Source organism: Novosphingobium sp. 1529 (assembly GCF_040544855.1).
Taxonomy (GTDB): Bacteria; Pseudomonadota; Alphaproteobacteria; order Sphingomonadales; family Sphingomonadaceae; genus Novosphingobium; species Novosphingobium capsulatum.
Window position 1 is genome coordinate 22,668 of the sequence record NZ_JBEPKW010000011.1, and the last position, 21,144, is coordinate 43,811.

18 protein-coding genes and 1 pseudogene are annotated in these 21,144 nt (G+C 67.1%); 10 read left to right on the plus strand and 9 right to left on the minus strand.

The genetic code is table 11. The features are described from left to right. Position 1 precedes the first annotated feature (1 nt). Genes trbE through ABIC78_RS17370 form a run of 7 tightly spaced genes read left to right on the plus strand, consistent with a single transcriptional unit; the run spans position 2 to position 7,798 of the window. Positions 2-2,482, plus strand: a complete 2,481-nt coding sequence (gene trbE / locus ABIC78_RS17340; RefSeq protein ID WP_354491022.1) for a conjugal transfer protein TrbE — start codon at positions 2-4, stop codon at positions 2,480-2,482. After that, positions 2,479-3,234 (plus strand): P-type conjugative transfer protein TrbJ, encoded by a 756-nt coding sequence (trbJ, locus tag ABIC78_RS17345; protein ID WP_171795486.1) that lies wholly within the window; start codon positions 2,479-2,481, stop codon positions 3,232-3,234. Before trbE ends, trbJ begins: the two co-directional genes overlap by 4 nt. A 5-nt stretch (positions 3,235-3,239) precedes the next feature. Further along, positions 3,240-3,563, plus strand: a complete 324-nt coding sequence (trbK-alt, locus tag ABIC78_RS17350; protein ID WP_354491024.1) for a putative entry exclusion protein TrbK-alt — start codon at positions 3,240-3,242, stop codon at positions 3,561-3,563. Between the two features lies 1 nt (position 3,564). After that, a complete protein-coding gene (gene trbL / locus ABIC78_RS17355; RefSeq protein ID WP_354491026.1) occupies positions 3,565-4,830 on the plus strand; it encodes a P-type conjugative transfer protein TrbL in 1,266 nt (421 codons plus the stop codon). 3 nt (positions 4,831-4,833) lie between these two features. Next, positions 4,834-5,517, plus strand: a complete 684-nt coding sequence (gene trbF, locus ABIC78_RS17360; protein WP_354491028.1) for a conjugal transfer protein TrbF — start codon at positions 4,834-4,836, stop codon at positions 5,515-5,517. Further along, positions 5,514-6,437 (plus strand): P-type conjugative transfer protein TrbG, encoded by a 924-nt coding sequence (trbG, locus tag ABIC78_RS17365; protein WP_354491030.1) that lies wholly within the window; start codon positions 5,514-5,516, stop codon positions 6,435-6,437. Before trbF ends, trbG begins: the two co-directional genes overlap by 4 nt. After that, the gene (locus tag ABIC78_RS17370) at positions 6,434-7,798 is read left to right on the plus strand and encodes a TrbI/VirB10 family protein (protein ID WP_354491031.1); all 1,365 of its coding nucleotides are present in this window, start codon (positions 6,434-6,436) and stop codon (positions 7,796-7,798) included. The genes trbG and ABIC78_RS17370 overlap by 4 nt, the downstream gene beginning before the upstream one ends. A 168-nt stretch (positions 7,799-7,966) precedes the next feature. Here the strand turns inward: ABIC78_RS17370 and ABIC78_RS17375 are convergent, their stop codons facing one another. Both ABIC78_RS17375 and ABIC78_RS17380 read right to left on the minus strand, forming a co-directional pair. Continuing rightward, complete coding sequence (locus ABIC78_RS17375) at positions 7,967-8,539, minus strand: DNA -binding domain-containing protein (protein WP_022676513.1); 573 nt, start codon at positions 8,537-8,539, stop codon at positions 7,967-7,969. 43 nt (positions 8,540-8,582) lie between these two features. Next, positions 8,583-8,720: pseudogene (locus ABIC78_RS17380) on the minus strand (hypothetical protein); the annotation flags it as partial. Between the two features lie 1,131 nt (positions 8,721-9,851). Here ABIC78_RS17380 and ABIC78_RS17385 point away from each other — a divergent pair. From ABIC78_RS17385 to ABIC78_RS17395, 3 genes are all read left to right on the plus strand, one after another. Further along, positions 9,852-9,989 carry a hypothetical protein gene (locus tag ABIC78_RS17385; protein ID WP_022676514.1) on the plus strand — a complete coding sequence of 46 codons (138 nt, stop codon included), beginning with the start codon at positions 9,852-9,854 and terminating at the stop codon, positions 9,987-9,989. 80 nt (positions 9,990-10,069) lie between these two features. Then, positions 10,070-10,714, plus strand: coding sequence for a lasso peptide biosynthesis B2 protein (locus tag ABIC78_RS17390; protein ID WP_169042025.1), 645 nt, complete (start codon positions 10,070-10,072; stop codon positions 10,712-10,714). After that, the gene (locus ABIC78_RS17395; protein WP_354491034.1) at positions 10,687-12,423 is read left to right on the plus strand and encodes an asparagine synthase-related protein; all 1,737 of its coding nucleotides are present in this window, start codon (positions 10,687-10,689) and stop codon (positions 12,421-12,423) included. The genes ABIC78_RS17390 and ABIC78_RS17395 overlap by 28 nt, the downstream gene beginning before the upstream one ends. Here the strand turns inward: ABIC78_RS17395 and ABIC78_RS17400 are convergent. From ABIC78_RS17400 to ABIC78_RS17430, 7 genes are all read right to left on the minus strand, one after another. Beyond that, complete coding sequence (locus ABIC78_RS17400; RefSeq protein WP_169042027.1) at positions 12,412-14,568, minus strand: Atxe2 family lasso peptide isopeptidase; 2,157 nt, start codon at positions 14,566-14,568, stop codon at positions 12,412-12,414. The two genes, ABIC78_RS17395 and ABIC78_RS17400, sit on opposite strands and share 12 nt — an antisense overlap. After that, entirely contained in the window at positions 14,568-17,126 is a 2,559-nt protein-coding gene (locus ABIC78_RS17405; protein WP_354491037.1) for a TonB-dependent receptor domain-containing protein, read from the minus strand. The genes ABIC78_RS17400 and ABIC78_RS17405 overlap by 1 nt, the downstream gene beginning before the upstream one ends. Before the next feature lie 92 nt (positions 17,127-17,218). Next, the gene (locus ABIC78_RS17410) at positions 17,219-18,220 is read right to left on the minus strand and encodes a FecR family protein (protein WP_022676520.1); all 1,002 of its coding nucleotides are present in this window, start codon (positions 18,218-18,220) and stop codon (positions 17,219-17,221) included. Then, on the minus strand, positions 18,217-18,738 hold the full coding sequence (locus ABIC78_RS17415) for an RNA polymerase sigma factor (RefSeq protein ID WP_174544788.1): 522 nt from the start codon (positions 18,736-18,738) through the stop codon (positions 18,217-18,219). Before ABIC78_RS17415 ends, ABIC78_RS17410 begins: the two co-directional genes overlap by 4 nt. Before the next feature lie 225 nt (positions 18,739-18,963). Beyond that, the gene (locus ABIC78_RS17420) at positions 18,964-19,587 is read right to left on the minus strand and encodes a GntR family transcriptional regulator (protein ID WP_022676522.1); all 624 of its coding nucleotides are present in this window, start codon (positions 19,585-19,587) and stop codon (positions 18,964-18,966) included. Beyond that, positions 19,584-20,441 carry a phytanoyl-CoA dioxygenase family protein gene (locus ABIC78_RS17425; RefSeq protein WP_022676523.1) on the minus strand — a complete coding sequence of 286 codons (858 nt, stop codon included), beginning with the start codon at positions 20,439-20,441 and terminating at the stop codon, positions 19,584-19,586. Before ABIC78_RS17425 ends, ABIC78_RS17420 begins: the two co-directional genes overlap by 4 nt. Next, positions 20,438-21,097 carry an acyl-homoserine-lactone synthase gene (locus ABIC78_RS17430; RefSeq protein ID WP_022676524.1) on the minus strand — a complete coding sequence of 220 codons (660 nt, stop codon included), beginning with the start codon at positions 21,095-21,097 and terminating at the stop codon, positions 20,438-20,440. Before ABIC78_RS17430 ends, ABIC78_RS17425 begins: the two co-directional genes overlap by 4 nt. Positions 21,098-21,144 lie beyond the last annotated feature (47 nt).

Below are 21,144 nucleotides of genomic sequence, written 5' to 3' on the forward strand. Positions count from 1 at the left end.
CATGATGTCGCTGCGCGAATATCGCTCGGGTGCCAGCCGCCTTGCCGACTTCCTGCCTTGGGCAGCGCTGGTTGCGCCGGGTATCGTGCTCAACAAGGACGGCAGTTTCCAGCGCACAGCGCGCTTCCGCGGTCCCGATCTCGATTCTGCCACCCCGGCCGAACTTGTCGCTGTCACGGCCCGGCTCAATGCCGCGCTGCGCCGCCTCGGGTCGGGCTGGGCGATCTTTGTCGAGGCTGCCCGCGATCCGGCGCGTGGCTATCCCGACGATGCCTTTCCCGATCCCGTCTCCGCGCTGGTCGAGCGCGAGCGAGCGGCCCAGTTTGCCGAGCATGGCGCCCATTTTGAAAGCCGCTATTACCTGACGCTCACCTGGCTGCCGCCGGCCGAGGACGCCGCGCGCGCTGAAAGCTGGCTGTTCGAAGGCCGCGTAGGGCAAAGCGGCAATGCCGGTGACTGGCTGCAGGGTTTTGCTGATCGCACTGAGCGCCTGCTGCGTCTGGTCGAGGGGTTCCTCCCCGAAGTCGCCTGGCTCGATGACGCGGCAACGCTGCGCTACCTCCATGCCTGCGTTTCGACTCGTCGCCACGCCGTCCGCGTCCCCGAGATCCCGGTCTATCTCGACGCGCTGCTCGCCGACGAGCCGCTGGTCGGTGGCCTCGCGCCGCGCCTGGGCGCAGCGCACTTGCGTTCATTAAGCGTAATCGGATTTCCGTCGGCGACCTTTCCCGGCATTCTCGACGAGCTCAATCGCCTGGCGTTTGCCTACCGCTGGGTGACCCGCGCGATCATGCTCGACAAGACCGATGCGACGCGCCTGCTCACCCGCATTCGCCGCCAGTGGTTTGCCAAGCGCAAGTCGCTGGGCGCGATCATCAAGGAAGTCATGACCAACGAAGCGGCTGTCCTGGTCGATAACGATGCTGCCAACAAGGCGCTCGATGCCGACCTGGCGCTACAGGAACTCGGAGCCGATCATGCCGGCGCCGCCTATGTCACAGCGACGGTCACGGTGTGGGACGAGGATCCGACCCTAGCCACCGAGAAGCTGCGGCAGGTCGAGAAAGTGCTGCAGGGCCGCGATTTCACGGTGATCAGCGAGACAATGAATGCGCTAGAGGCGTGGCTCGGCACGCTGCCCGGCCAGGTCTATGCCAATGTCCGCCAGCCGCCGGTCTCGACGCTCAATCTCGCCCACATGATCCCGTTGTCGGCGGTCTGGGCCGGGCCCGACGAAGATCCGCACTGGCACGCTCCGCCACTGTTCCATGCCCGGACCGAGGGCACGACGCCATTTCGCTTCGCGCTCCATGTCGGCGATGTCGGCCATTGCCTGGTGATCGGCCCGACCGGTGCGGGCAAGTCGGTGCTGCTGGCGTTTATGGCCCTGCAGTTTCGCCGTTATCCCGAGGCGCGGATCTTTGCGTTCGATTTTGGCGGAGCGATCCGTGCAACCACCCTGGCGTGCGGCGGCACCTGGCAGGACCTGGGCCAGACCATCATGGGCCAAGCCCCAGCCAGCACCAAAAGCATGGAGCCTCCCGAGCGTCTTGGCCTCGCGCTGCAGCCGCTGGCGCGGATCGACGATGCAGCCGAACGGGCCTGGGCGCTCGATTGGCTGCTGGCCATCCTCGGCGGCGAAGGCATTGTCGTCGATCCTGCCATCAAGGCCCATGTCTGGAGCGCGCTGGTCTCGCTGGCCTCGGCCCCGCCGGTGGAACGCACGCTCACCGGGCTGACCATTCTGCTCCAGCGCCAGGACATCAAGCAGGCGCTCGCGCCCTGGTGCCTGGGCGGGGCGTTTGGCTCCCTGCTCGATGGAGAGCACGAAGACCTTGGCGAAGCGACGTTCCAGTCTTTCGAGACCGAGGGGCTCGCCGGTTCGCCGGCAGCACCGGTGGTTCTGGCCTATCTCTTCCACTGCATCGATCGCCGGCTCGACGGTGCGCCGACGCTGATCATCATCGACGAAGGCTGGCTGGCGCTCGACAGTCCGGCCTTTGCCGCCCAGCTGCGCGCCTGGCTCAAGACCTTGCGCAAGAAGAATGCCTGCGTGGTTTTTGCCACGCAGAGCCTTGCCGATATCGCCGGATCGACCATCGCGCCGGCTATTATCGAAAGCTGCCCGACGCGGCTGTTCCTGCCCAATGCCCGGGCCCGCGAGCCCCAGATCCTCGGGCTCTACCGCCGTTTCGGCCTCAACGATCGCCAGATCGCGATCCTCAGCGAAGCTACGCCCAAGCGCGACTACTACTGCCAGTCGCGGAGCGGCAACCGCCTGTTCGAACTCGGGCTGGGCGAGATTGCCCTGGCCTTTGCCGCAGCCGGCGGGCCGCGCGATCAGCAGGCGATCACCGCATTGGCCGAGGCCGGGGCAGGCACGCCTTTTGCGCTCGCCTGGCTGCGCGCCCGCGGCCTCGACTGGGCCGCGGAACTGCTCCCTGAAATTCTGCCACCTGCTGCGGAGAACCTGCTGCGATGAGTGTTCATCTGGGGCGCGCGCCGCGCGCTGTCACCGCATGGCTGGGAGCCAGCCTGCTGGCCGCCTTGCCTGGGCCAGCCCAGGCCCAGTTCAGCGGCATCGTCTATGACCCGTCCAACTACGCGCAGAACGTGCTCACGGCCGCGCGTGCCTTGCAGCAGGTTAACAACCAGTTGCGCCAGATCGAGAACCAGACCCAGTCGCTGCTCAACGAGGCGCGCAATCTCGCCAGCCTGCCGCTCTCGCTGGTCGCGCCGATCCAGCAGCAGCTCGACCAGACCCGGCAACTGCTGCGCCAGGCGCAGCGACTGAGCTACAATGTCGATACGGTTCAGTCGGGCTTTTCCGCCCGCTATCGCGCGATCGACCTGTCGGCGTCCGACCAGGCGCTGGTCACTGGTGCGCAAAGCCGCTGGCAAGACAGTGTTGCGGCATTCGAGGATGCGCTCAAGACCCAGGCTTTGACGGTCGGTCATCTCGATACCACGCGTCAGTCGCTGACCAGTCTCATGCAGGCGAGCCACGATGCGACGGGCGCGCTCCAGGCCATCGAAGCGGGCAACCAGATCCTGGCGGTGCAGTCGCAGCAGCTTGCCGACCTTGCCGCGACCTTGGTCGCCCAGGGGCGCGCCCAGACTCTCGACGCGGCGGCGGCAGCTGCGGCCAAGGCCCAGGCGCGCGAGCAGTTGCGTCGCTTCCTGGCTCCCGGCCGCGGCTATGTCGCTGAGCCGGTCACGCTGTTTCACGAGTAACGGCCATGGTGCACCCCCGTATCCATCGCATCCTGCTGCTCGGCTTGCTTGGCCTCGCCGCGGTGATGGCGCTGACTGCGGCGCTTTTGCCGGCACCGCGCAGCGACGAACCGGGCGCTTTGCCCGATCCGCGACCCGTTGTCGTAGCGCCGCCGTTCGGCGCTCCCTCCGAGCGGCGTTGCACCACGATCGCGCCGAACGACCCGGCCATGGCATCCTGCGCGGCGTTGTGGGACGCAGGCCGTCGCCGCTTTTTTGGTCTGCCCACGCGCCAGTCCGCCGGGGCAGGGTCGGCTGCCGCTCCGTCGCCGGCGAAGGAGGCCTGGTGACATGAACGGCACCGGCATCATCGACCGCTTTCTCGCGGTCTTCTCGCGCTACATCGACAGCGGCTTTGGCCTACTCCATGGCGATGTAGCATTCATTGCCAGCACGCTGGTCGCGATCGACATCACGCTCGCTGCGTTGTTCTGGGCCTGGGGCGAGCACGAAGACATTCTTGCCCGTCTGGTGCGCAAGACATTGTTCGTCGGCATGTTTGCCTGGCTCATCGGCAATTGGAATCATCTTGCCAGCGTGGTCTTCGCCAGCTTTGCCGGACTGGGCCTCAAGGCCAGCGGCACAGCCACGACCACCGCGCAACTGCTCCAGCCCGGCCGCATCGCCCAGGTCGGGCTCGATGCCGGCCGCCCGCTGCTCCAGGCGATTTCCGACCTCATGGGCTATGTCAGCTTCTTCGAGAACTTTGTGCAGATCGTCGTCCTGCTCGGTTGCTGGGTCTTGGTAGTGCTCGCTTTCTTCGTCCTCGCCATCCAGCTGTTCGTGACGCTTGTCGAATTCAAGCTCAGCACACTGGCCGGCTTCGTGCTCGTACCGTTCGGGCTGTTCGGCAAGACTGCATTCCTGGCGGAACGCGTGCTCGGTAACGTCGTGGCTTCCGGGATCAAGGTCCTGGTCATGGCCGTCATCGTCGGGATCGGATCGACGATCTTCGGTGAGTTTACCGCCGCCATCTCGGGCACGCCAACGCTCGAGGACGCGATGACGCTGGTGTTGGCCAGCCTGACGCTCCTGGCGCTCGCGGTCTTCGGCCCAGGCATTGCCAGCGGGCTGGTGTCGGGTGGCCCGCAGCTCGGCGCCGGTGCGGCGGCAGCCACTGTGCTAGGTGCCGGCGGGCTTGCTGCGGGTGGCGCTGCTGCCGTTGGCCTTGCCGGCGGCGCGGCAGCCGCCGCGACCATGGGCACGCTGCGCGGCGTCAGCGCGGCCGGGACCGCCTACCGCGAAGGCGCGGCTGGGCATGCCGGGCTTTCTGGCGTCGCACACGGGCTTGGCCAGATTGGCAGCACGGCTGCGCGCGGGGCCACGGCACCGCTGCGCAAGGCCGGCGTCGGATCAGGCGAGGGTGGGCGGAGTGAACCTGCTCTGGCCAAGGGCGCGGGCGCATCTGCCGAACCGGCCAGTCCACCGGCCTGGGCGCGCGCGCTGCGCCGACGCCAGGCGCTGGGGCAGGGCGCGATGATGGCCGCCCACACGCTGCGCAGCGGCGACAGCCAGGGCGCCGGTGCCAGCATCGACACTTCGCAGAAGGAGGATTGATCCATGTTTCGGCGTTCCTCGATCCGCTATGCCACGACCCCAGAGCCGGTCACGCCCTACCAGCGCGCCGCGCAGGTCTGGGACGAACGGCTCGGCTCGGCCCGCGTGCAGGCGCGCAATTGGCGCTACGCCTGTCTGACCGCGCTTGGCCTGTCCGGTCTGCTTGCCGCAGGCCTTGTCTGGCAGAGTTCCCGTGGCACGATCGTGCCATGGGTTGTCGAAGTGGACCGGCTCGGCGAAATCCGCGCGGTGGCGCCCGCCCAGGCCGGGTACCGGCCGACCGATCCTCAGATTGCCTACCAGCTTGCCCGTTTCATCGAGGATGTGCGCAGCCTCCCGGCCGACCCGGTGGTCGTTCGGCAGAACTGGCTGCGGGCCTATGATTTCGTGAGCGACAGCGGCGGCCAGGCGCTTGGCGCCGATGCGCGCAGTAACGATCCCTTCGCGCGGATCGGCAAGGAGCAGGTCGCCGTCGACGTGACCAGCGTGGTGCGCGCGTCCCCCAACAGCTTTCGCGTCGCCTGGCGTGAGCGCCATTATCGCGATGGCGGCCTTGCCGACACCGAGCAATGGAGCGCGATCCTGACCGTCACGCTCCAGCCGCCGCGTTCGGCCGATGCGCTACGCAAGAACCCGCTCGGGCTGTTCATCACCGCTATCAACTGGTCGAGGGAGCTTACGCCATGACCTGTCTGCATGACTTTGCCTGGTCTGCCCTTTCCGCGCGTCTGCGCCGCTTTATGATCACGCCTCTGGTGTCGCTACTGGCCATCGCGCCGTTTGGCGCCGTGAGCCAGGCAGCGCGTGTTGTCGCAGCCCATCATGGCGTTGCGGCGCGGCCGGCAGCATCCGTGCACGTGGCCGAGGCCACTGGCGCGGCGCGCGTCGAGCCCGACCCGCAGGGTTTTGCCAATGCCATCCAGCGCTATGCATTTGCCACCGGTGCGCTGTACCAGGTCTATGCCAGCCCCGGCCATGTGACCGATATTGCCCTGCAGGATGGTGAGCACCTGGTGGGCAGTGGGCCGGTTGCGGCCGGCGACACGGTGCGCTGGCTCATCGGCGATACCACCAGTGGCGCCGGGGTGGCCCAACGGGTGCACATTCTGGTCAAGCCAACCCGCAACGATATCGCTACCAACCTGGTCATCAATACCGATCGGCGCACCTACTATCTCGAGTTGCGCGCGACACCCTCGACCTGGCTCGCTGCGGTGTCGTGGACTTATCCCGAGGACGAGCTCGTTGCCCTGCGCGCCCGTGCCCAGGCCGCGCAGCAGTCCGCGCCCATTGCAGCGGGTATCGATCCGGGTGCACTCGATTTCCGCTACAGGATCGGCGGGGATAAGCCGCGCTGGCGGCCTGATCGGGTCTTCGACGATGGCCACCGGGTCTACATCGCCTTCCCCGCAGACATTGCCGCGGGCGACATGCCGCCGCTGTTTGTCACCGGGGCTGGGGGCCAGGTCGAACTGGTCAATTACCGCGTGGCTGGTCGTTTTCTGGTGGTCGATCGCCTGTTCGATCGCGCCGAACTGCGGCTGGGGGACCGCAAGTCGGCGCAGCGCGTGACGATCACCGCCCTTGCCAGGAAGGCACGGTCATGACCGCTCGGGAGCGATCGCAACGCGCTGTTGCAGATCATGGCGCCACGGCGCCCGACGGCGAGTCCGCCGGCGAACCCGATGGCGAAAGCCCCGCTGCACAGAACCAGCAGGCGTCCGACGGCGCCGCGCCCCATGATCGGCGCGGTGGTATACAAGCGGCGGCCGCAGCCATGGTCCGCCTGCGTCCCGCTTGGCCTGTCGTCGAGCGCCTGTCGTCCAAGGCGGTCCTCGCTCTGACGGCGACGGGCGCCGCTCTTGTTGCTCTGGCTTTTGCCTTCGGGCTGCAAGGCGGGCGTGCATCGTCAGAGGCGGACGCGCCACCGGTCGCGTCTGCCCAGCCTGGCAATGTGTTGGCCAAGGCACCGCGCGATTACACCGAGGTTCCCCGGCTTGCTTCCGTCCTGCCCGGTGATCAGGCGCAAGCTGGTGACCAGTCGGACCCGCGCAGCGGTTCGACCAGGCCCCATGAGCAGCCCATGGCGGAAAAGCAGGGAAGCGGGCCAGCCGCACCGCCGGCTGGACCGAGCGGTGATAGCCTTGCCGCGGCACGGCAGCGCCGCCAGGCCGAGCGTGATGCCGCGCGCCAGAGCCGCCTGTTTGCCAGCGAAGCGGTCCATCACGGCGACAACTTGGCAGAGACGGGTGGCGTCAGCAGCCAACCCGCTGCCGGTGTGATACTCCCTGCCGCTCAGCCGGGTTCCGCGCCGCCATCGGTGACGGACGCGCGCCAGGCCTTCCTGGATCGCCCGGGCTCGGCGTCGACCATCTCGGCCGCGCGCCTCGTGCCGCCGGGTGGCCAGGCGGTGCTGCAGGCCGGCAGTGTCATTCCGGCTGCGCTGATCACCGGGCTGCGCTCCGACCTGCCCGGCCAGATCACCGCGCAAGTGACTCAGAACGTTTATGACAGCCTGTCCGGCACGCAACTGCTCGTTCCGCAAGGCGCGCGTCTGATCGGCGAATACGACGCCGCCATTGCAGCCGGACAGCGCCGCGCCTTGCTGGTCTGGACGCGCCTGATCCTGCCCGATGGTCGCTCGCTCGACCTTGCCCGGTTGCCCGGCACGGATCCGGCCGGGCAGCCCGGCCTTGAGGATCGCACGGATTTTCACTGGGGTGGCATCATGCGCGCGGCTGCGGTCTCGACGCTCCTCGCAGTCGGGGCAGAATGGGGCAGCGATAGCGATAATGCGCTGGTCCGCGCTCTGCGCCAGGGCGGACAGGACAGCGTCAACCGCGCCGGCACGCAGATCGTGGCGCGGGCGCTCGACGTGCCGCCCACCTTGACGATCCGCCCCGGCTATCCGGTGCGCGTCCTGGTGACGCGTGATCTCGTGTTCGAGGCCAGCGGAGCGACGCCGTGAGGCGCCGGGTCCTGGCTGCCATTGCCAACGGACAATGGTATCATCTGTGCCTGACGCTTGTGCAACGTCAGGCGTACCGGCGGCGGCGCCATGCCCAATTGCCAAAACGGATTGGATCTTTGCCGACGAGTATCGTTGCCCCTGGCAAGCCACTGGAGACATTGCGCCTCAGCCCTTGTTGGATGTGGCATGCAACAGCTGCCGATAGCCGCCGGCAACCAGGGCTTCGGCGGTGCTCAGCAAGCGATGAACCTGACGACGCTCCGCGCTCGTTGTCCAGTCAATCGCGCGATCGAAGCGCCCACCGGGGAATACCACGGCTTCGGCGAGCTCGCGCATGCTGGTGGCGGGCTGCGCCCGGCGGGCATCGAGCAGGCGCAGCAACAGATCGAGGCGATGACGCTGGTACGCGCTAGGCCTGTCAATCGTATCCCAGCCAGCAGTGCGTCCGTCATTGAGTAGGTTGTGGAGGCGTCCCAGTGCGCAGCGGCGCAGTCGCCAATGGCGATCGGGCGTGGCAAAGCATGTCAAGTGCAGCCAATCGTCGCTTTCCGGCAAAAGTAAGCGCAACCAGCCATTGCCGGCGCGTACGGCCATATGATGGGGCCAACTGGTCGGCGCTGGCGATGCTGCATAAAGGCTGGCGCTGAGCGCAGCGCGTGACAGGCCGGGCGTGCCGGGCGGCGCCGCGACCAGGACCAGTGTGGCGGGATGCCATGTCGGTTGCCAGAGTGCCGGCATGGCGTGGACTGTAGCATCGGGATTGAACGGAAAACGCCAGGCCCCATGCTTGGGCCCACCCCCTTCTTCGCGCGCGATTGTGGCGCTGCATGCCCAGCCAGGCCGCGCGATAGGCTTCGTTCCTGCGCAGGAATTCCTGGGCATAGCTGGCAAAGTCACAGGCTGGATCGGGCACGACCATTGTGGCGCTCCTTGTCTCGGAGACGCAGCATGGTCATCGCTATCGTGCGCAGCCATTCCCCGGGCGAGGAGGGGGGCTCCCCTGTTCTTGGTATAGACAGGGCATGCCCACGAGGGTCGCGGATCGGCGAAAAGACAAGCCGTTCAATTCGCACGGCAAAATCGCAAAGGTCTGGTATCGTGCGCGCGGTCGCTTGCCGTATAGTCGATAATCAGCCGGGTGGTCGGCGCGCATGTCCAGGCGTGATGCTAAAGGTGCCGACAAGACGTCCCAAGAACGCTCTTCCACCGCCCGGCTGTCTTGCCGCTTCGTCGTACGGCAGCGAGATTGGAGATGTTGCCGTCTTTTTTGCCAGGCTGATAAGCTCATCCTGATCCGAGCGCGGACCGAAATGACGGCACGAGAAAGCGCTCCTTTCGCGCAACGGCGGGCTGCTGCCTGGATTTGAGGCGAATATCGTGATCGTGGACCTTGAGCGCGAAAACGTGCTGAATTCGACCGATCTGCAATCTAAAGGTAATTCCGCCCTCTTCCAGGGCTGCGTGGCGCAGGGCGCGCCAATCTAAACCTTGGTGCGCGGCCGACTTCGTGTTGCGAGACCAGCAGTTTTGCAGCGACGCCAAGGGTCATGGCCGCAATTTCGGTCGCAGGCATCTGCTGGACGCGGTTTTGACCCTTGTTGACATTTGCAAGCTCGCGGTCCTGCCAAAATCGAGTATCTATCGCATTTGGGGTGCAAACTAGGAGTGTCTTCATGCGCAAGCTTGCAATCGCTTTGACCGCAGCCATGGCTATGGCTGCTACGCCGCTCACTGCCTACGCAGCCCCCTGCAAGGACGCCAAGGGGCGCTTCGTCAAGTGTCCGGCTGCCAAGCCAGCCCCCAAGAAGCCGTGCAGGGATGCCAAGGGCAAATTCACCAAATGCCCGCGTTAACTAACATGGCCCCGGCGCGCTAGGTCGCGCCGGGGTGGCCGACGTGTCGGTTGCGTCATTCATGCTCTGTGAATGGCCAGCTTTCGCGGCGTGCTTCTGACTGAAAATAAACCGATTATAAAATGGTTATCCGAGGTTGGGCCTCGCATCCTGTCCGGGCGACACAAGGAGTCGCACCAACCGGAAAGGACTGAACCATGAATGACCGTGACCAGACCGACACCGCCCTGATCGACCTCGGCGATGTCGCCACCGTGACCCGCGGCCAAGCGGTGGGTCGGCAGGATACCAGCATCGGCCAGCTGAATTTCATGCTCGGTATCGTCGAAGACTGATCCTCCCACTTGGGCGCGGGCCGGAACCTGACCGGCTCGCGCCCTCATGCCCGGAGGATCGTGCAATGGCACCATCACTCTTGCGGCCGGGCCTGCACTTCTGCCTTGTCGGCGACGACCCCATATTTCTCGATCTCGTCAGCGGCCGCTATTTTCGACTTCCCGATCACCAGGCCAAGGCATTCTGTGCGCTTGTCGCGTCAGGAATGGTCGATCGCATCGCGCTGCAGGCTGCGGGCCTTGGCGATCTGGCTGGCGTCGCTGATAAGCCGCTGGCGTTGGAACCCTGCCGCTGGGCCTTGCCCGATCAGGCCTGTGACGCCTTGAACCATGGCGGGTTGCCGTTGGCAGAGACCGCCCGGGCGTTGCGCCAGCAACGGAGCTACGAGCGGGCTCTGGCGCGCCGCGGTCTCGCTCCGCTCTGCGATGAACTCGCGGTCTTGACGGTGAAGGCGACACCACGCCCGATCGGCATCGATGATGCCGCCGGGCGGCTGGTCCGCGGGTTTCAGTTTGCCTGCTTTTTGCGAACGGCGGCCGATCGCTGCCTGCCGCGTTCCCTCGCGCTGGTCGACCTGCTCGCCCGGCGCGGCTGGCGCGCCCATGCCGTGCTGGGTGTCCGGCAGGGCCCTTTTGCCGCCCATTGCTGGGTCCAGGCCGGACGCATGGTGCTCAACGACACGCCTGAGGCCGTGGCATGCTTCACCCCGATTCTGGCGCTGTGAAGCCCCTCGACGCAGCACTGGCCTTACCGCTGCACGGCGGGCTTGGCGAGGGGCTTGTGCCGCTGCGCCAGTTGCGCGACCTGCGCGCGGCACGCAGCGGCCTATGGCTGGGGGAGGGCTGGTCCGTCCGTTCCCTGGGAGCCTGGGGCTGGCTGGTGGGGTGCAGTTTCGATCGGGACGGCAATGTCTTGGTGGATCCCCTGGCCGGCGCTCCGGCCCTGGCCGACCGATTGGCCGTGGCGCACTGGTTGGTGCGCCACACCTGGGGCGCCTGGTTCGCTGTCCTGGTCGATCCGCGAAGTGAGTCGGTGGCGATCCTGCGCGATCCTTCCGGCCTGCTGCCGCTCTATCGGCGTATCGACGCTGGTCGCTGTCTGCTGGCAACGGCCCCAGCATTGTTCGCGCAGGCGGGCATGGCGATGAGTGTCTCCTGGCCTCACGTGCGGCAGTTTCTGCAGGATCCCGAGCGCCGGCAGCGTGCGACATGCTTGGTTGGTGTCGACGAACTGTCGCCCGGCGTGCTTTACCCCCTCGAGCAGGGAGCGCATCAGGTGGCAATCTGGCAACCGGCGCTCCATGTGCCGGCATCGGGCGACGTCACGCTGGCGGTCGCAGCGCAGCGTGTGCGGGACTGTGCGCGCATGGTCATGCGCGCCTGGTCGGGACATTTCGGGCAGGTTGTCGTCGCGGCGTCCGGTGGCGTCGATTCCTCGCTGGTCTGCGCGGCCCTGGCCGTCGAAGGGCGGCCGTTCGCCTGCGCCACTGTTTCCACCCGCGATCCCAGCGGCGACGAAACCGCCTATGTCGCCCCTCTTGCGGCGCGACTGGACGTCTCGTGGCGTGCGGCCCAATACGAAATCGCCGCGATCGATCCGGGTGCGGCAAGTTTTGCGCGCAGTGCGCGGCCCGTGGGCAAGATGTTCGTCGGCGAGTTGCGGCGTCAGCTCGGGGAAGCCTGTGCCGCAGTCGGCGCGGCGCGCGTGTTCGACGGCAATGGCGGTGACAATGTGTTCTGCTTCCTCCACTCGGCAGCGCCGTTTCTTGATGCGTGGCGCGCGCTGGGGCCGTCGCGCCAGTTGGCAGAGGTCTTTGTCGACCTGTGCCGACTGACCGGCGCCGACGCCCCGACCCTGGTGCGCGCCATTCTGCGGCAATGGTGGCGGCGCCAGCTTTCTGCGAGACGCCCACCGAACCTTGCTCTTCTGGCTGGCCCGGGCGAGACTGCCGCCTCGCTGCCGCTGACGGACTGGGAGGCGCAGGTGCCGATGACGGCGACAGGGGCGTGGGCGCACTTGCGCTTGATCGAGGCGGCCCAGCATCACGTCCATGGCCTGGACGATCCCTTGCGCTTTTCGCCCTTGTTCAGCCAGCCGCTGGTCGAGACCTGCCTGGGCATTCCGACCTGGGTTTGGTGTCAGGGCGGCATCAACCGCGCGCCGGCGCGTGCGGCGTTCGCCGCTGAGCTGCCGGCCGCAATCACAGGGCGGGTCGCCAAGGCCGGACCGGACACGGTCATGCGGGCGGTCTTCGCGCGGGACCGCGTCCGGTTGCGGGCGATGCTGCGCGATGGCCTGCTGGCCGGGCAGGGGCTGCTCGACCTTGCTGCCATCGATGCGGCACTGGCGCTCGATCCCCAGGCGGACGACGACCGGATCTATCGCTTGCTCGATCTGGTCGAAGCCGAGGCCTGGGCGCGCTCATGGTCGTGATGGCAGGCAGGTGACCTCGTCTTTGCTGGGCGCGCCAGGCATGGCCAGCCAGCGTTGGTACTGTGTGCCCTTGTTCGGGTCGCAATCGCGCTGGCGCTGCAACCAGAAGCTGAACCAGTCCATCGTGCGTTCGTACATCGCCAGGCGATGCGCCGGTTGCCACTTGAAATGCGGTTCGCCGGGCATGACCCACATTTCGATCGGTTTGCCGTGAAGGCGGAACTGCGCGACGACATCGAGCGCATTGGTATATTCGCTGTCGTCCGACTGGATCAGGATCGGCGCCGTGATCCGCTCGGCGTTGGCGGCAAGGTCCATCGGCTTCCACACCTGTTCCGATTGGGGCTCGAACCAGGCCGTGCCCAGCTGGCGCCCGAGCCGCTCGAACACCGGCCCAGCGACCAGGGGGTAGATGGTCGGGCCTTCGCAGCACACGCCCAGTTCGGCGGCCTTGAACAGCTTGCTGTTGAGCAGCGCCCACTGCGTCATCGACGTGCCTTCGCTCATCCCGGTGATGCCCATGCGCGCGGGATCAATCGCGCCGGTGGCCACGGCCTGGCGGAGCGCTTCTTCCAGCGCGGACTGGACGCTGCGGCGATCGAGCCAGTCGACGTGCTCGCGGCGCATCAGTTCGGTTTCATCGGGCGCGTCGCGCACGCTCGGTACTGCGCCGGGACGGGCAAAACTGAGCACCGCGAAGCCGCGCGCAGCCAGCGGCTGGATCGGATTTTCGTCGCCGGTGCCACCGCGCAGGAAGCCTTCGCTGAGATATTGCACGACGACCAGGGGATGGTGCTCGCCGGGGCGATGGTCGGGCGGCAAGACAAGGTCGGCATGGCTTTCGACGCCGTAGGCATTGCGCACCTTGAGCCGCTGGATCGTGCCGAGCCGGAACTGGGCCCATTGCGGATTGGGATCGAACACGGTGCGCGATGCCCCGCTGCGCCAGTCGATACGCACCAGTACGCGTGGATGCGCGCTGCTTTCCCGGGCGCAGTAGAGCGCATCGGGTCTGGGGACGCACCCGACCAGCACGTCGTCGGTGGTGAGCACGGCTTCCGGGCGCGGCGCGCCGCTGCGCCAGCGCAGCAGTCGGGTCTGGCTGCGGCCCCAGCCGGTGCGCTGCAGGAGGTAGAGCGTGGCGCCGTCGCGCGACCACCAGAGATGCATGGTGCCGTCGCACAGTGCCTCGGGGCACAGCCATCGGCGCGGCGGCCCCCGTCGTGCCGGCGCTTCGATCACCACCTGGCGCGCGCTGACCACCCATGCGGGATGGACCGGCTCGATCCAGGCCCAGCGACCATTGGCACTGCGCGCCGCGCCGCTGGCCTGCGGGGGTTGGCCTGGTGCTGGTGGCGGCACCAGGATTGCCTGTTCGGCCGACGTTGCCGGCTGGATCGTGCCGCTGGCGATGTCGACACGGCTGTAGACCAGGGGCATCGGTGCCGAGGGAATGGGATGGTCGGCCAGTTCGGGCGCAAAGCGATCGTCGTAGAGATAGCCTTCGCCCGCTGTCGCGGCGATTGCTTCGCTCTGCTGACGCAGGGCAGGGCGGGTCGCAATGATCACGGCGCTGCCCTCGGCGTTCCAGGCGAGGTTCTCGACCGCGTCGGGCAGCGCGGTCAGGGCCCGCGCCGGGCCACCGTCGCGGGGCACCAGCCAGGCCTGGGGTGGCCCGGCAGTCTGCTTGATATAGGCAATCGTCCGGCCATCGGGCGACCAGTGCGGCGTGATCACCTGGCCATAGCCGGCCCGCAGCGCCGGAAACGTGCGCAACGGGTAGGTCGCCCGAATGAACGCGCCGCCGCGGTCGATTTCTCTGGGTGCTACCGGCGGTCCACCCGACGGCACGGCGGGGACCAGTACCAGGCGTTGGCAGTAGGCGTTGTGGGCCGGATCGGCTTCGCGCAAGATCACCGCGATGGTCTTGCCATCCGGTGACAGGCCGAACGGCGGCGGCGCATCATAGGGATCGGATCGTCCGATATCGATCAGCCGGGCCAGATCCTGGGCCGTGACCAGACGCGATGCTGGTGGAGCCGAGGCCGGGGGAGCCGGTGGATCGCAGCGATCGGCTACCGGCGCTGGACTAACGGGCCAGGCAATGGTGGCTTCGGCCAAGAGGAGGGCAAGCGCGAGCGCCATTACCAGCGCCTCGCCAGGCCAAGCGCGATGAAGCGACCGATGGCTGAGTAATTGGTCGAATCGAATGGGGTGTCGGTCGGTCCGGTCTGACCGATCGCTGGCGGCTGCGCGTCGAATAGGTTGTTGACCGTCAGCGACACGACCAGGCCCGGATCCTCGCCCGACCGGCGGGCTGGCAGTAGCGTATAACGCAACGCAAGATCGGCCGTGGCCTGCGGCGACAAGCGCGCGGGCGTGGCAAAGCGTTGGTCGCGCAGGGCACCGATGTAATTGACATGCACGGCGCCGCTGAACCGGGTGTCTTCATAGCTGACACCGCCTCGTGCCCGCAGATTGGCGGGCTGGAAAATCACGCCGGCAAGGCGGGTCTGCGGCTGACCGGCCGAAAGGATCTGGTCGCTGTCCAGCCAGGCCCCGGCGAGGTCGAAAGCCAATGTGCGCCGATCGTCCAGCGGCTTTTTCCAGGTCGCGCGCAAGTCGATCCCGCGGATGGCCTGGCGCGCGATATTGACGTAGCGATCGTCGACCAGCACCGCGACGCCCGCGGGATCGAACGCCGCACCGGTGTAGTTGACCAGGGCCGGGCGCGAACCAGCGACCAGCGTGGTCAATGCTGGTGCGGAGGGCGAAAAGGTGACCAGCCCGGCGTTGCCAGGATTGCTCAACGCATTGGCAATGCTGCCGGGAAAAGGTTCGGCGACCCGGTCGCGGTACTGGACATCGAAATAGCTGGCTTCAACGCGCAGGCCCGGCACGGCGGCCGGCTCGACCGTTACCCCGGCCTGCCAGGTCCGTGCCCGCTCGGGGGTGAGGCGGGTATTGCCGCCGCTGACCAGCAGCAGGTTGCCGCTCGGCAAACCATACCAGCTGCCGGGCAGCAGATAGGTCTGGTAGCCCATGTATTGCTGGTAGAGGTTTGGCGCCTTGAACGAGCGCCCCCATGAGGCCTTGATGGTGATGGCGCGAGCCGGCGCATAGATCAGGCCCAGGCGCGGCGTCGTCATGCGCGCCATGCCAGGATAATCCTCGTACCGCAGTGCCGCCGAAAGGTTGAGACGCGTGACACCGGGGACGGCGTTGCCCGGAGCAATGATTGGCAGGTTCAGTTCACCGAAGGCATAGCGGCTCGAGCGGGCGACATTGTAATCCTGCGTTGTCACGCCATTGCTCACGACTGAATAGGCAAAGCCATTGCGCCGCACGCCGCCGCCGAGCGCCAGGCGCGCGGTGCCGCCGGGGGTCCGGAACAGCGGACCCTCGACATTAGTTTCGGCCGACCAGGCGCGGTTGCAGACGCACCCGCTGTTGATCGAGGGATTGCTGCTGGTGATATCGAAGTCCGAGCTGAGCCGGGTACGGTCCTGGCCCCAGGTGCCGAGGATACGTGCGGTCCAGTCGCGGCCCAGCGCCGCGGTCAACTCGGGGGCGAGCGACAGCATCGTCACGCGCGGGCGGAAGAGGATGCGCGAGGCATCGGTGCCGCCGGCGGTCTGCGAGGCGCGCGTACTATAAGACCCGTCGAGGCGCAGCGTCAGCCCTGGCGCGAGATCCTCGTGCAACGTGGCGGTGACGGCGTGGCGCTGTTGTTCGCCGTAGAGCGTGTTGTCTGCTGACAAGGTCCCGGCAAAGTCGCGCTGGCGGGCCACAATCGCCGAATTGTGAGCAAAATCATAGGCGAGCATCATGCCGCCGGAGGCCCACCGCGCACCCGTGACCAGATCGGCCTGCTGCTGGAAATCGCCACCCTGGGTGCTCGTGCCGATCTGGGTCGACGTGGCGAGCCCGACATAGTCGGGGCGCAGCACGACATTGACCACGCCGGCCACGGCATCCGAGCCGTAGAGGGCCGAGGAACCGTCGGCGACGACATCGATCCGCTCGACCGCGGCCACCGGGAACGCGGATATATCTACGCCGCCGTTCGAGGAATCGTAAGGCAGGCGATGGCCGTTGAGCAGGGTCAGCGTGGCATCGGCGCCGAGGCCACGCAAGTTGACGCTGCTCGCCATGTTGACATTCTCATTGGCGCTGCCGGCGCCGGCACCCACGCCCGGGTTCTGGCCGCCGCCGAAGTTCTGCGGCAGCGCGCGCAGCGCCTGGCCCAGATCGGTCTGGCCTGCAGCGACGATATCGGCGCGCGAGACCTGAATCACCGGTGCGGCCACCGCCGCACCGCGAATGCGGGTGCCGGTGACTACGATCGGCGCATCGCTCGTGGCCTGTGTTGCCGCATCGGCTGTGCCCGCGGCCCGGATCGTCACGGTCTGGCCGGAAAAGTGCGCCACCAGACCGCTGCCGGCGAGCAGGGTGTCGACCGCTTCGGGCAGCGACATCGTGCCATGCAGCGGCGGCGCCATACGGCCATTCACCGCTTGCGCGGGCGCATAGATCTGCCAGCCGGCGCGCGCGGCGGCCGCGCGCAGCGCCTCGCCCAGATCCTGCGCTGGCAGATCGAAACTGTAGCGCGGCGCCGGGGCTGCGAGAGCCACGGCAGGCTGGATCAGCAGCAGCGCTGCGCTTGCCAGCAGGAAGGACTGGGGTCCAAGGCGTCTCGACATCGTTGTATTCCCTCATCGTTGGCCACGCTTGATGCGTGTGCGATGCAGGGTTCGACGCCGGCGACAGCGGACACCTTAGGGGGCGAGCAAAATTATTTTCGTGCGGCGAGATGAATGCCGTCTGCGCGTCGCATGATCACGAGATTGAACACGTCGGCCAAGCGCTGTGCCACGGCATCCGGATCGGTCAGGCGGAAGCGGCCGGAGACAAGCGCGCTGGCGACAGCGGGATCGTCGATCCGCAACGGGGTGTTGCCATAGCTGTTGACGACTTCGGCGAGCGTACCGAGCGGCAGCGCACGATATTCGGCCCATCCGCTCGGCCAGTCGCGGCTGCCAACCGCATCACGCGGGGATACCTGGTGTCCGGCGTGGGGGCCAAGGGCGCGTGCGGTTGACGCTCGCAGGGGGGCAGCATCGGACCGCAGTGCCGCGTCATGCCAGAGTGGCCTGGCCTGGGCTGCGCCACGCCACAGCACGGCCTGGCCTGCTTCGCCGCTGGTCTCGACATCGAGCAGCGCTGTGTCCCCGGCAATTTCTTCCTGCGCTGCGGTAACGATGAACGGGCGGCCGTCCTTGACCAGATCGAGACGCGCACGACCGTTGACCAGCGCGAAGCGCCGCTGGCTGCCGCTCAGGTGGACATCCACGCGGCTGGCCGCATCGAGGGTAATGGTCGAGCCGTCAGCCAGATGGATGCTGCGGATCGCGCCGTTGTCGCTGGCGAGCACTTGTGCTGGGGAGGATGGCTGCTCGCTCCCGGACCATGCATGCAGGAGCAAACCGAGGCCTGCAACGGCGACAGCCACCAGCCCGGCAATGAGCAGGCCGTGCCGGTGCCGGGATTGCGCCACGGCGATCGTCGGTTCGTGGCGGTCGGCGCCATAGCGATCCGACGCCTGCAGGATGGCGGCATCGTGATACAGGCGCTCGATGCGCGCGTAGCTTGCGGCATGGGCGGCGCTGCGCGCAATCCAGCCTTCGAATTCTTCCTGCCGGGTGAATCCTTCGGCATCCTGGCGCACCACGAACCAGGCGATCGCCTCTTCCTCGATCAGGTCGATCTCGGGGCCGGTTGGCGGCACAGTGGTCATCGCGCCGGTTCCACGGCCCGGGCAATTGCAGCAAGGGCTTTCATCATGTGATATTCGACCGTTGCCACGGAAATGCCAAGCGCTTCATGGATTTCGCGATACGTCTGGCCATCGACCCGGTGCATCAGGAAAACTTCGCGGGTGCGTGGTGAAAGCGCTTGTACGGCGGCCTCGTACAAGGCGAGCAGTTCGGCAGCTTCGAGCGCCAGTCCCTGCTCTGGTGCAACGGCGGGTTCCTCGGTTTCTGCCAGAGCCAGCGGGGCAGGGTGGCGCGCTGCGCGGCGGGCCCGGTCGATCAGCAGATTGCCCGCAACCTTGCGCAGGAATGCTGCGGGGTTGGCCAGGCGATCCGCGTCGGCGCTACCCAGCGCGCGCACGAAGACATCGTGGAGCAGGTCGGTTGCCAGATCGGGATCGACCTTGCGGCGCAGGAAACGCAGCAATCCGGGCCGCTCCGCGCGATAGGCGCGGCCAAGCAGGGTTTCGGTCGGAGCGGGGCGCCCCGAGGATGAAGACACGGCCGTTTCCGTGCCGGCACACCGAACGACGCGCCGGAAGGCACGTCGCTTGGTTCAGGACTGTGCTGCCAAGGCACCGCAGGGAAGCCGTTCCCGTTGGTGCGGCAGCCGCCGGACCGCTTGGTCAGGCGTGCATGATGTCTGGCGGGAGCCATTCCCAGGTTGCCGCGCCAGCGATCGGCAACCAGTGCCATCATGGCGAAGCATGCCAGGACTGACAAGCGCCTAGCCGGCAAGGCGGACGAGCAGAGCGCTTGCTGCAGCAATGCGTCGCTGCGCAAAGCTGCCCAGCAGCGGAATCAGCGACGCCAGTGGCGCGCCGCCGTCTCGGGCCCGCGACCAGGTCTCCTCCAGGCTGTCCAGTTCGGCTGCTACATCCTCCAGCACCTCTGCTTCGTGATGAAGCACCGGGGCAAGGCAATCGTCGATCTGCTGCGCAAGATCGCCCCAGGCCCGGTTGCGGCAGGCCTGCGCAAGATCGGCGATCAACGCGCGCCGACGCGTTGTCAGTTGCGTGTCGGCCATGTTGTCCGCAGGCGCAACGCTGTGGTCCAGCCCGCCGGGCGTTGCGTCTTCAAGCGCGTGCAGCAGCATATGGTGTTGGCAGGCGAGAAGATCGCGCACATCCTGTTCGAGCAGGCGCGGCACGAGAAACCCCAGACCGGGATGCAGCACGACCAGCCCTTCGCCAAGGAGGCGGTTGAGGCTGTCGCGCACCGGCGTGGCGCTGACCATCAATTGGGCGGCCAGGCGGGCACTCTCCAGCCGCGTGCCCGGTGGCCAGGTGGCCGTCAGCAAGCGCTCGCGCAAGGCGCGATAGGTCGGCTCGAAGACATGGGCCGGGCTCAAGCGTCATGCCTTGCAAATGCAGTCAGCATGCTCGCCTGGTCGGGGCGCAGCGCATCGACGGCGCCGAGCCCTGCCGGAACAGTGTCCTCGAGCAGCAGCGACGGGCATTGCCCTTCGAAATTGCCGAGGTTGGGGCGGTGCTGAACATAGCCGAGGAGTTCGGTCAGTGGACGCGGAAACTGCCGCGCTATGGCCGGCGGGTAGGCGAGGAACGGGTTTTCATAAGGCTTGAGCCAGCCCAGGCTGTAACCGACAACGATACCACGGCGCGGTCTAGTCGTGATGTTGGCGCCGCCACCATGGACGGTAGACCCGAGGAAGCAGATCGCCGCTCCGGGTTGGCAGGCCGCGACCACCGGGGCGGGCAAATCATCGAGCGCTTGTGGCGGACGGCGATGGGTGCCGGGATAGAGCCGCGTCGCACCATTGTTTGCGGTGAACGTGGTGAGCGGCCACATGACATTGAGCAGGAATTCGTGGGTGCCTTTGACGCCGCCCCACATGTCCTGGTCGGCATGGGGAAATTGCGCGCGCTCGCCAGGATGGATCGCGATGGCCTGGGCAACATTGAGCTGGATGCGCTCGCAGGCTGTGCCCAGCACGGCTTCGGCCAATGCCAGGATATGCGGACAGAGCACCAGGTCCTGCACCCGATCGGCGCGGGTCAGCAGCCGCCCGAAGCGCTTGGTCCTGTGGCCGTAGAAGTCACCTCTGGCATAAGGTGTTGCCGCGAAATCATCGGCCAGTTCGCGATCCAGTGCTCGGATCCAGGCGCGCGGCACGGCATCGTGGACGATCACGAAGCCGTCGCGATCCAGCACGGCGAGATCGGCTGCGAGCCGCGTGCTGGTCATGCCAGGTCTCCTGCACGATGCAGGACACGGGCAGCCCGGTCGTAGACGCCGCCAGCGATCAGGCCGGGCAGCGTCTGGTCGTCAATCGTGATGTGCAGCGCGACGAGATCGCTGGCGCGCAGGTTGCCGGCGGGCCCGAGCTTGCGGCAAACCCAACCGAACCGGGCAATCTGCTCGAACCAGGCGTAGGTGGCGATGCCGGTATAGGCGGCAATGCCGTGGGCCAGCGCGTGTTCGGCGAGCGCCGTAACCAGCTGGTTGCGGGTCTTGCGTCGTGCGACGGCGCCCAGAGCGGGATCCAGACAAAAACGCGTAATCTCGCGGATACCCGGCCCGCAGGGAACGCCAGCGGGGCACAGGTGGGCATAGAGGTCACCCAGCAGGTGCGGACCATCGCTGCGCAGCAGCCGCGCCGAGCCACAATGGGTTCCGTCCGTGTCGGCCAGAACCAGGTATTCGGCGCACGGATTGTCGAACTGATCGACTTCGAATCGACCGGCGAGAACCGGCAGATCCCACCCCAGCAGATCGACGAAGACGCGCTTGCGGGCGGCAAACATCGCGCGCAGGGCTTTGGTCTCAACATCCACCGGCGCCGGGGCGCTTGGCTGTGGGCGGGCCCGCGACAGCATCGGGTTGGGTAGCATGGTGGTCATCCCCGTTGTGGCATGACCAGATCCCATCATGTCGCAGCGCAGCCGAC

Bases quoted from the DNA above. Each gene is read 5' to 3' on its own strand.
- trbE (WP_354491022.1), top strand. From the start codon at position 2: ATGATGTCGCTGCGCGAATATCGCTCGGGTGCCAGCCGCCTTGCCGAC.
- trbJ (WP_171795486.1), top strand. From the start codon at position 2,479: ATGAGTGTTCATCTGGGGCGCGCGCCGCGCGCTGTCACCGCATGGCTG.
- trbK-alt (WP_354491024.1), top strand. From the start codon at position 3,240: ATGGTGCACCCCCGTATCCATCGCATCCTGCTGCTCGGCTTGCTTGGC.
- trbL (WP_354491026.1), top strand. From the start codon at position 3,565: ATGAACGGCACCGGCATCATCGACCGCTTTCTCGCGGTCTTCTCGCGC.
- trbF (WP_354491028.1), top strand. From the start codon at position 4,834: ATGTTTCGGCGTTCCTCGATCCGCTATGCCACGACCCCAGAGCCGGTC.
- trbG (WP_354491030.1), top strand. From the start codon at position 5,514: ATGACCTGTCTGCATGACTTTGCCTGGTCTGCCCTTTCCGCGCGTCTG.
- ABIC78_RS17370 (WP_354491031.1), top strand. From the start codon at position 6,434: ATGACCGCTCGGGAGCGATCGCAACGCGCTGTTGCAGATCATGGCGCC.
- ABIC78_RS17375 (WP_022676513.1), bottom strand. From the start codon at position 8,539: ATGCCGGCACTCTGGCAACCGACATGGCATCCCGCCACACTGGTCCTG.
- ABIC78_RS17385 (WP_022676514.1), top strand. From the start codon at position 9,852: ATGAATGACCGTGACCAGACCGACACCGCCCTGATCGACCTCGGCGAT.
- ABIC78_RS17395 (WP_354491034.1), top strand. From the start codon at position 10,687: ATGCTTCACCCCGATTCTGGCGCTGTGAAGCCCCTCGACGCAGCACTG.
- ABIC78_RS17400 (WP_169042027.1), bottom strand. From the start codon at position 14,568: ATGGCGCTCGCGCTTGCCCTCCTCTTGGCCGAAGCCACCATTGCCTGG.
- ABIC78_RS17405 (WP_354491037.1), bottom strand. From the start codon at position 17,126: ATGTCGAGACGCCTTGGACCCCAGTCCTTCCTGCTGGCAAGCGCAGCG.
- ABIC78_RS17410 (WP_022676520.1), bottom strand. From the start codon at position 18,220: ATGACCACTGTGCCGCCAACCGGCCCCGAGATCGACCTGATCGAGGAA.
- ABIC78_RS17425 (WP_022676523.1), bottom strand. From the start codon at position 20,441: ATGACCAGCACGCGGCTCGCAGCCGATCTCGCCGTGCTGGATCGCGAC.
- ABIC78_RS17430 (WP_022676524.1), bottom strand. From the start codon at position 21,097: ATGACCACCATGCTACCCAACCCGATGCTGTCGCGGGCCCGCCCACAG.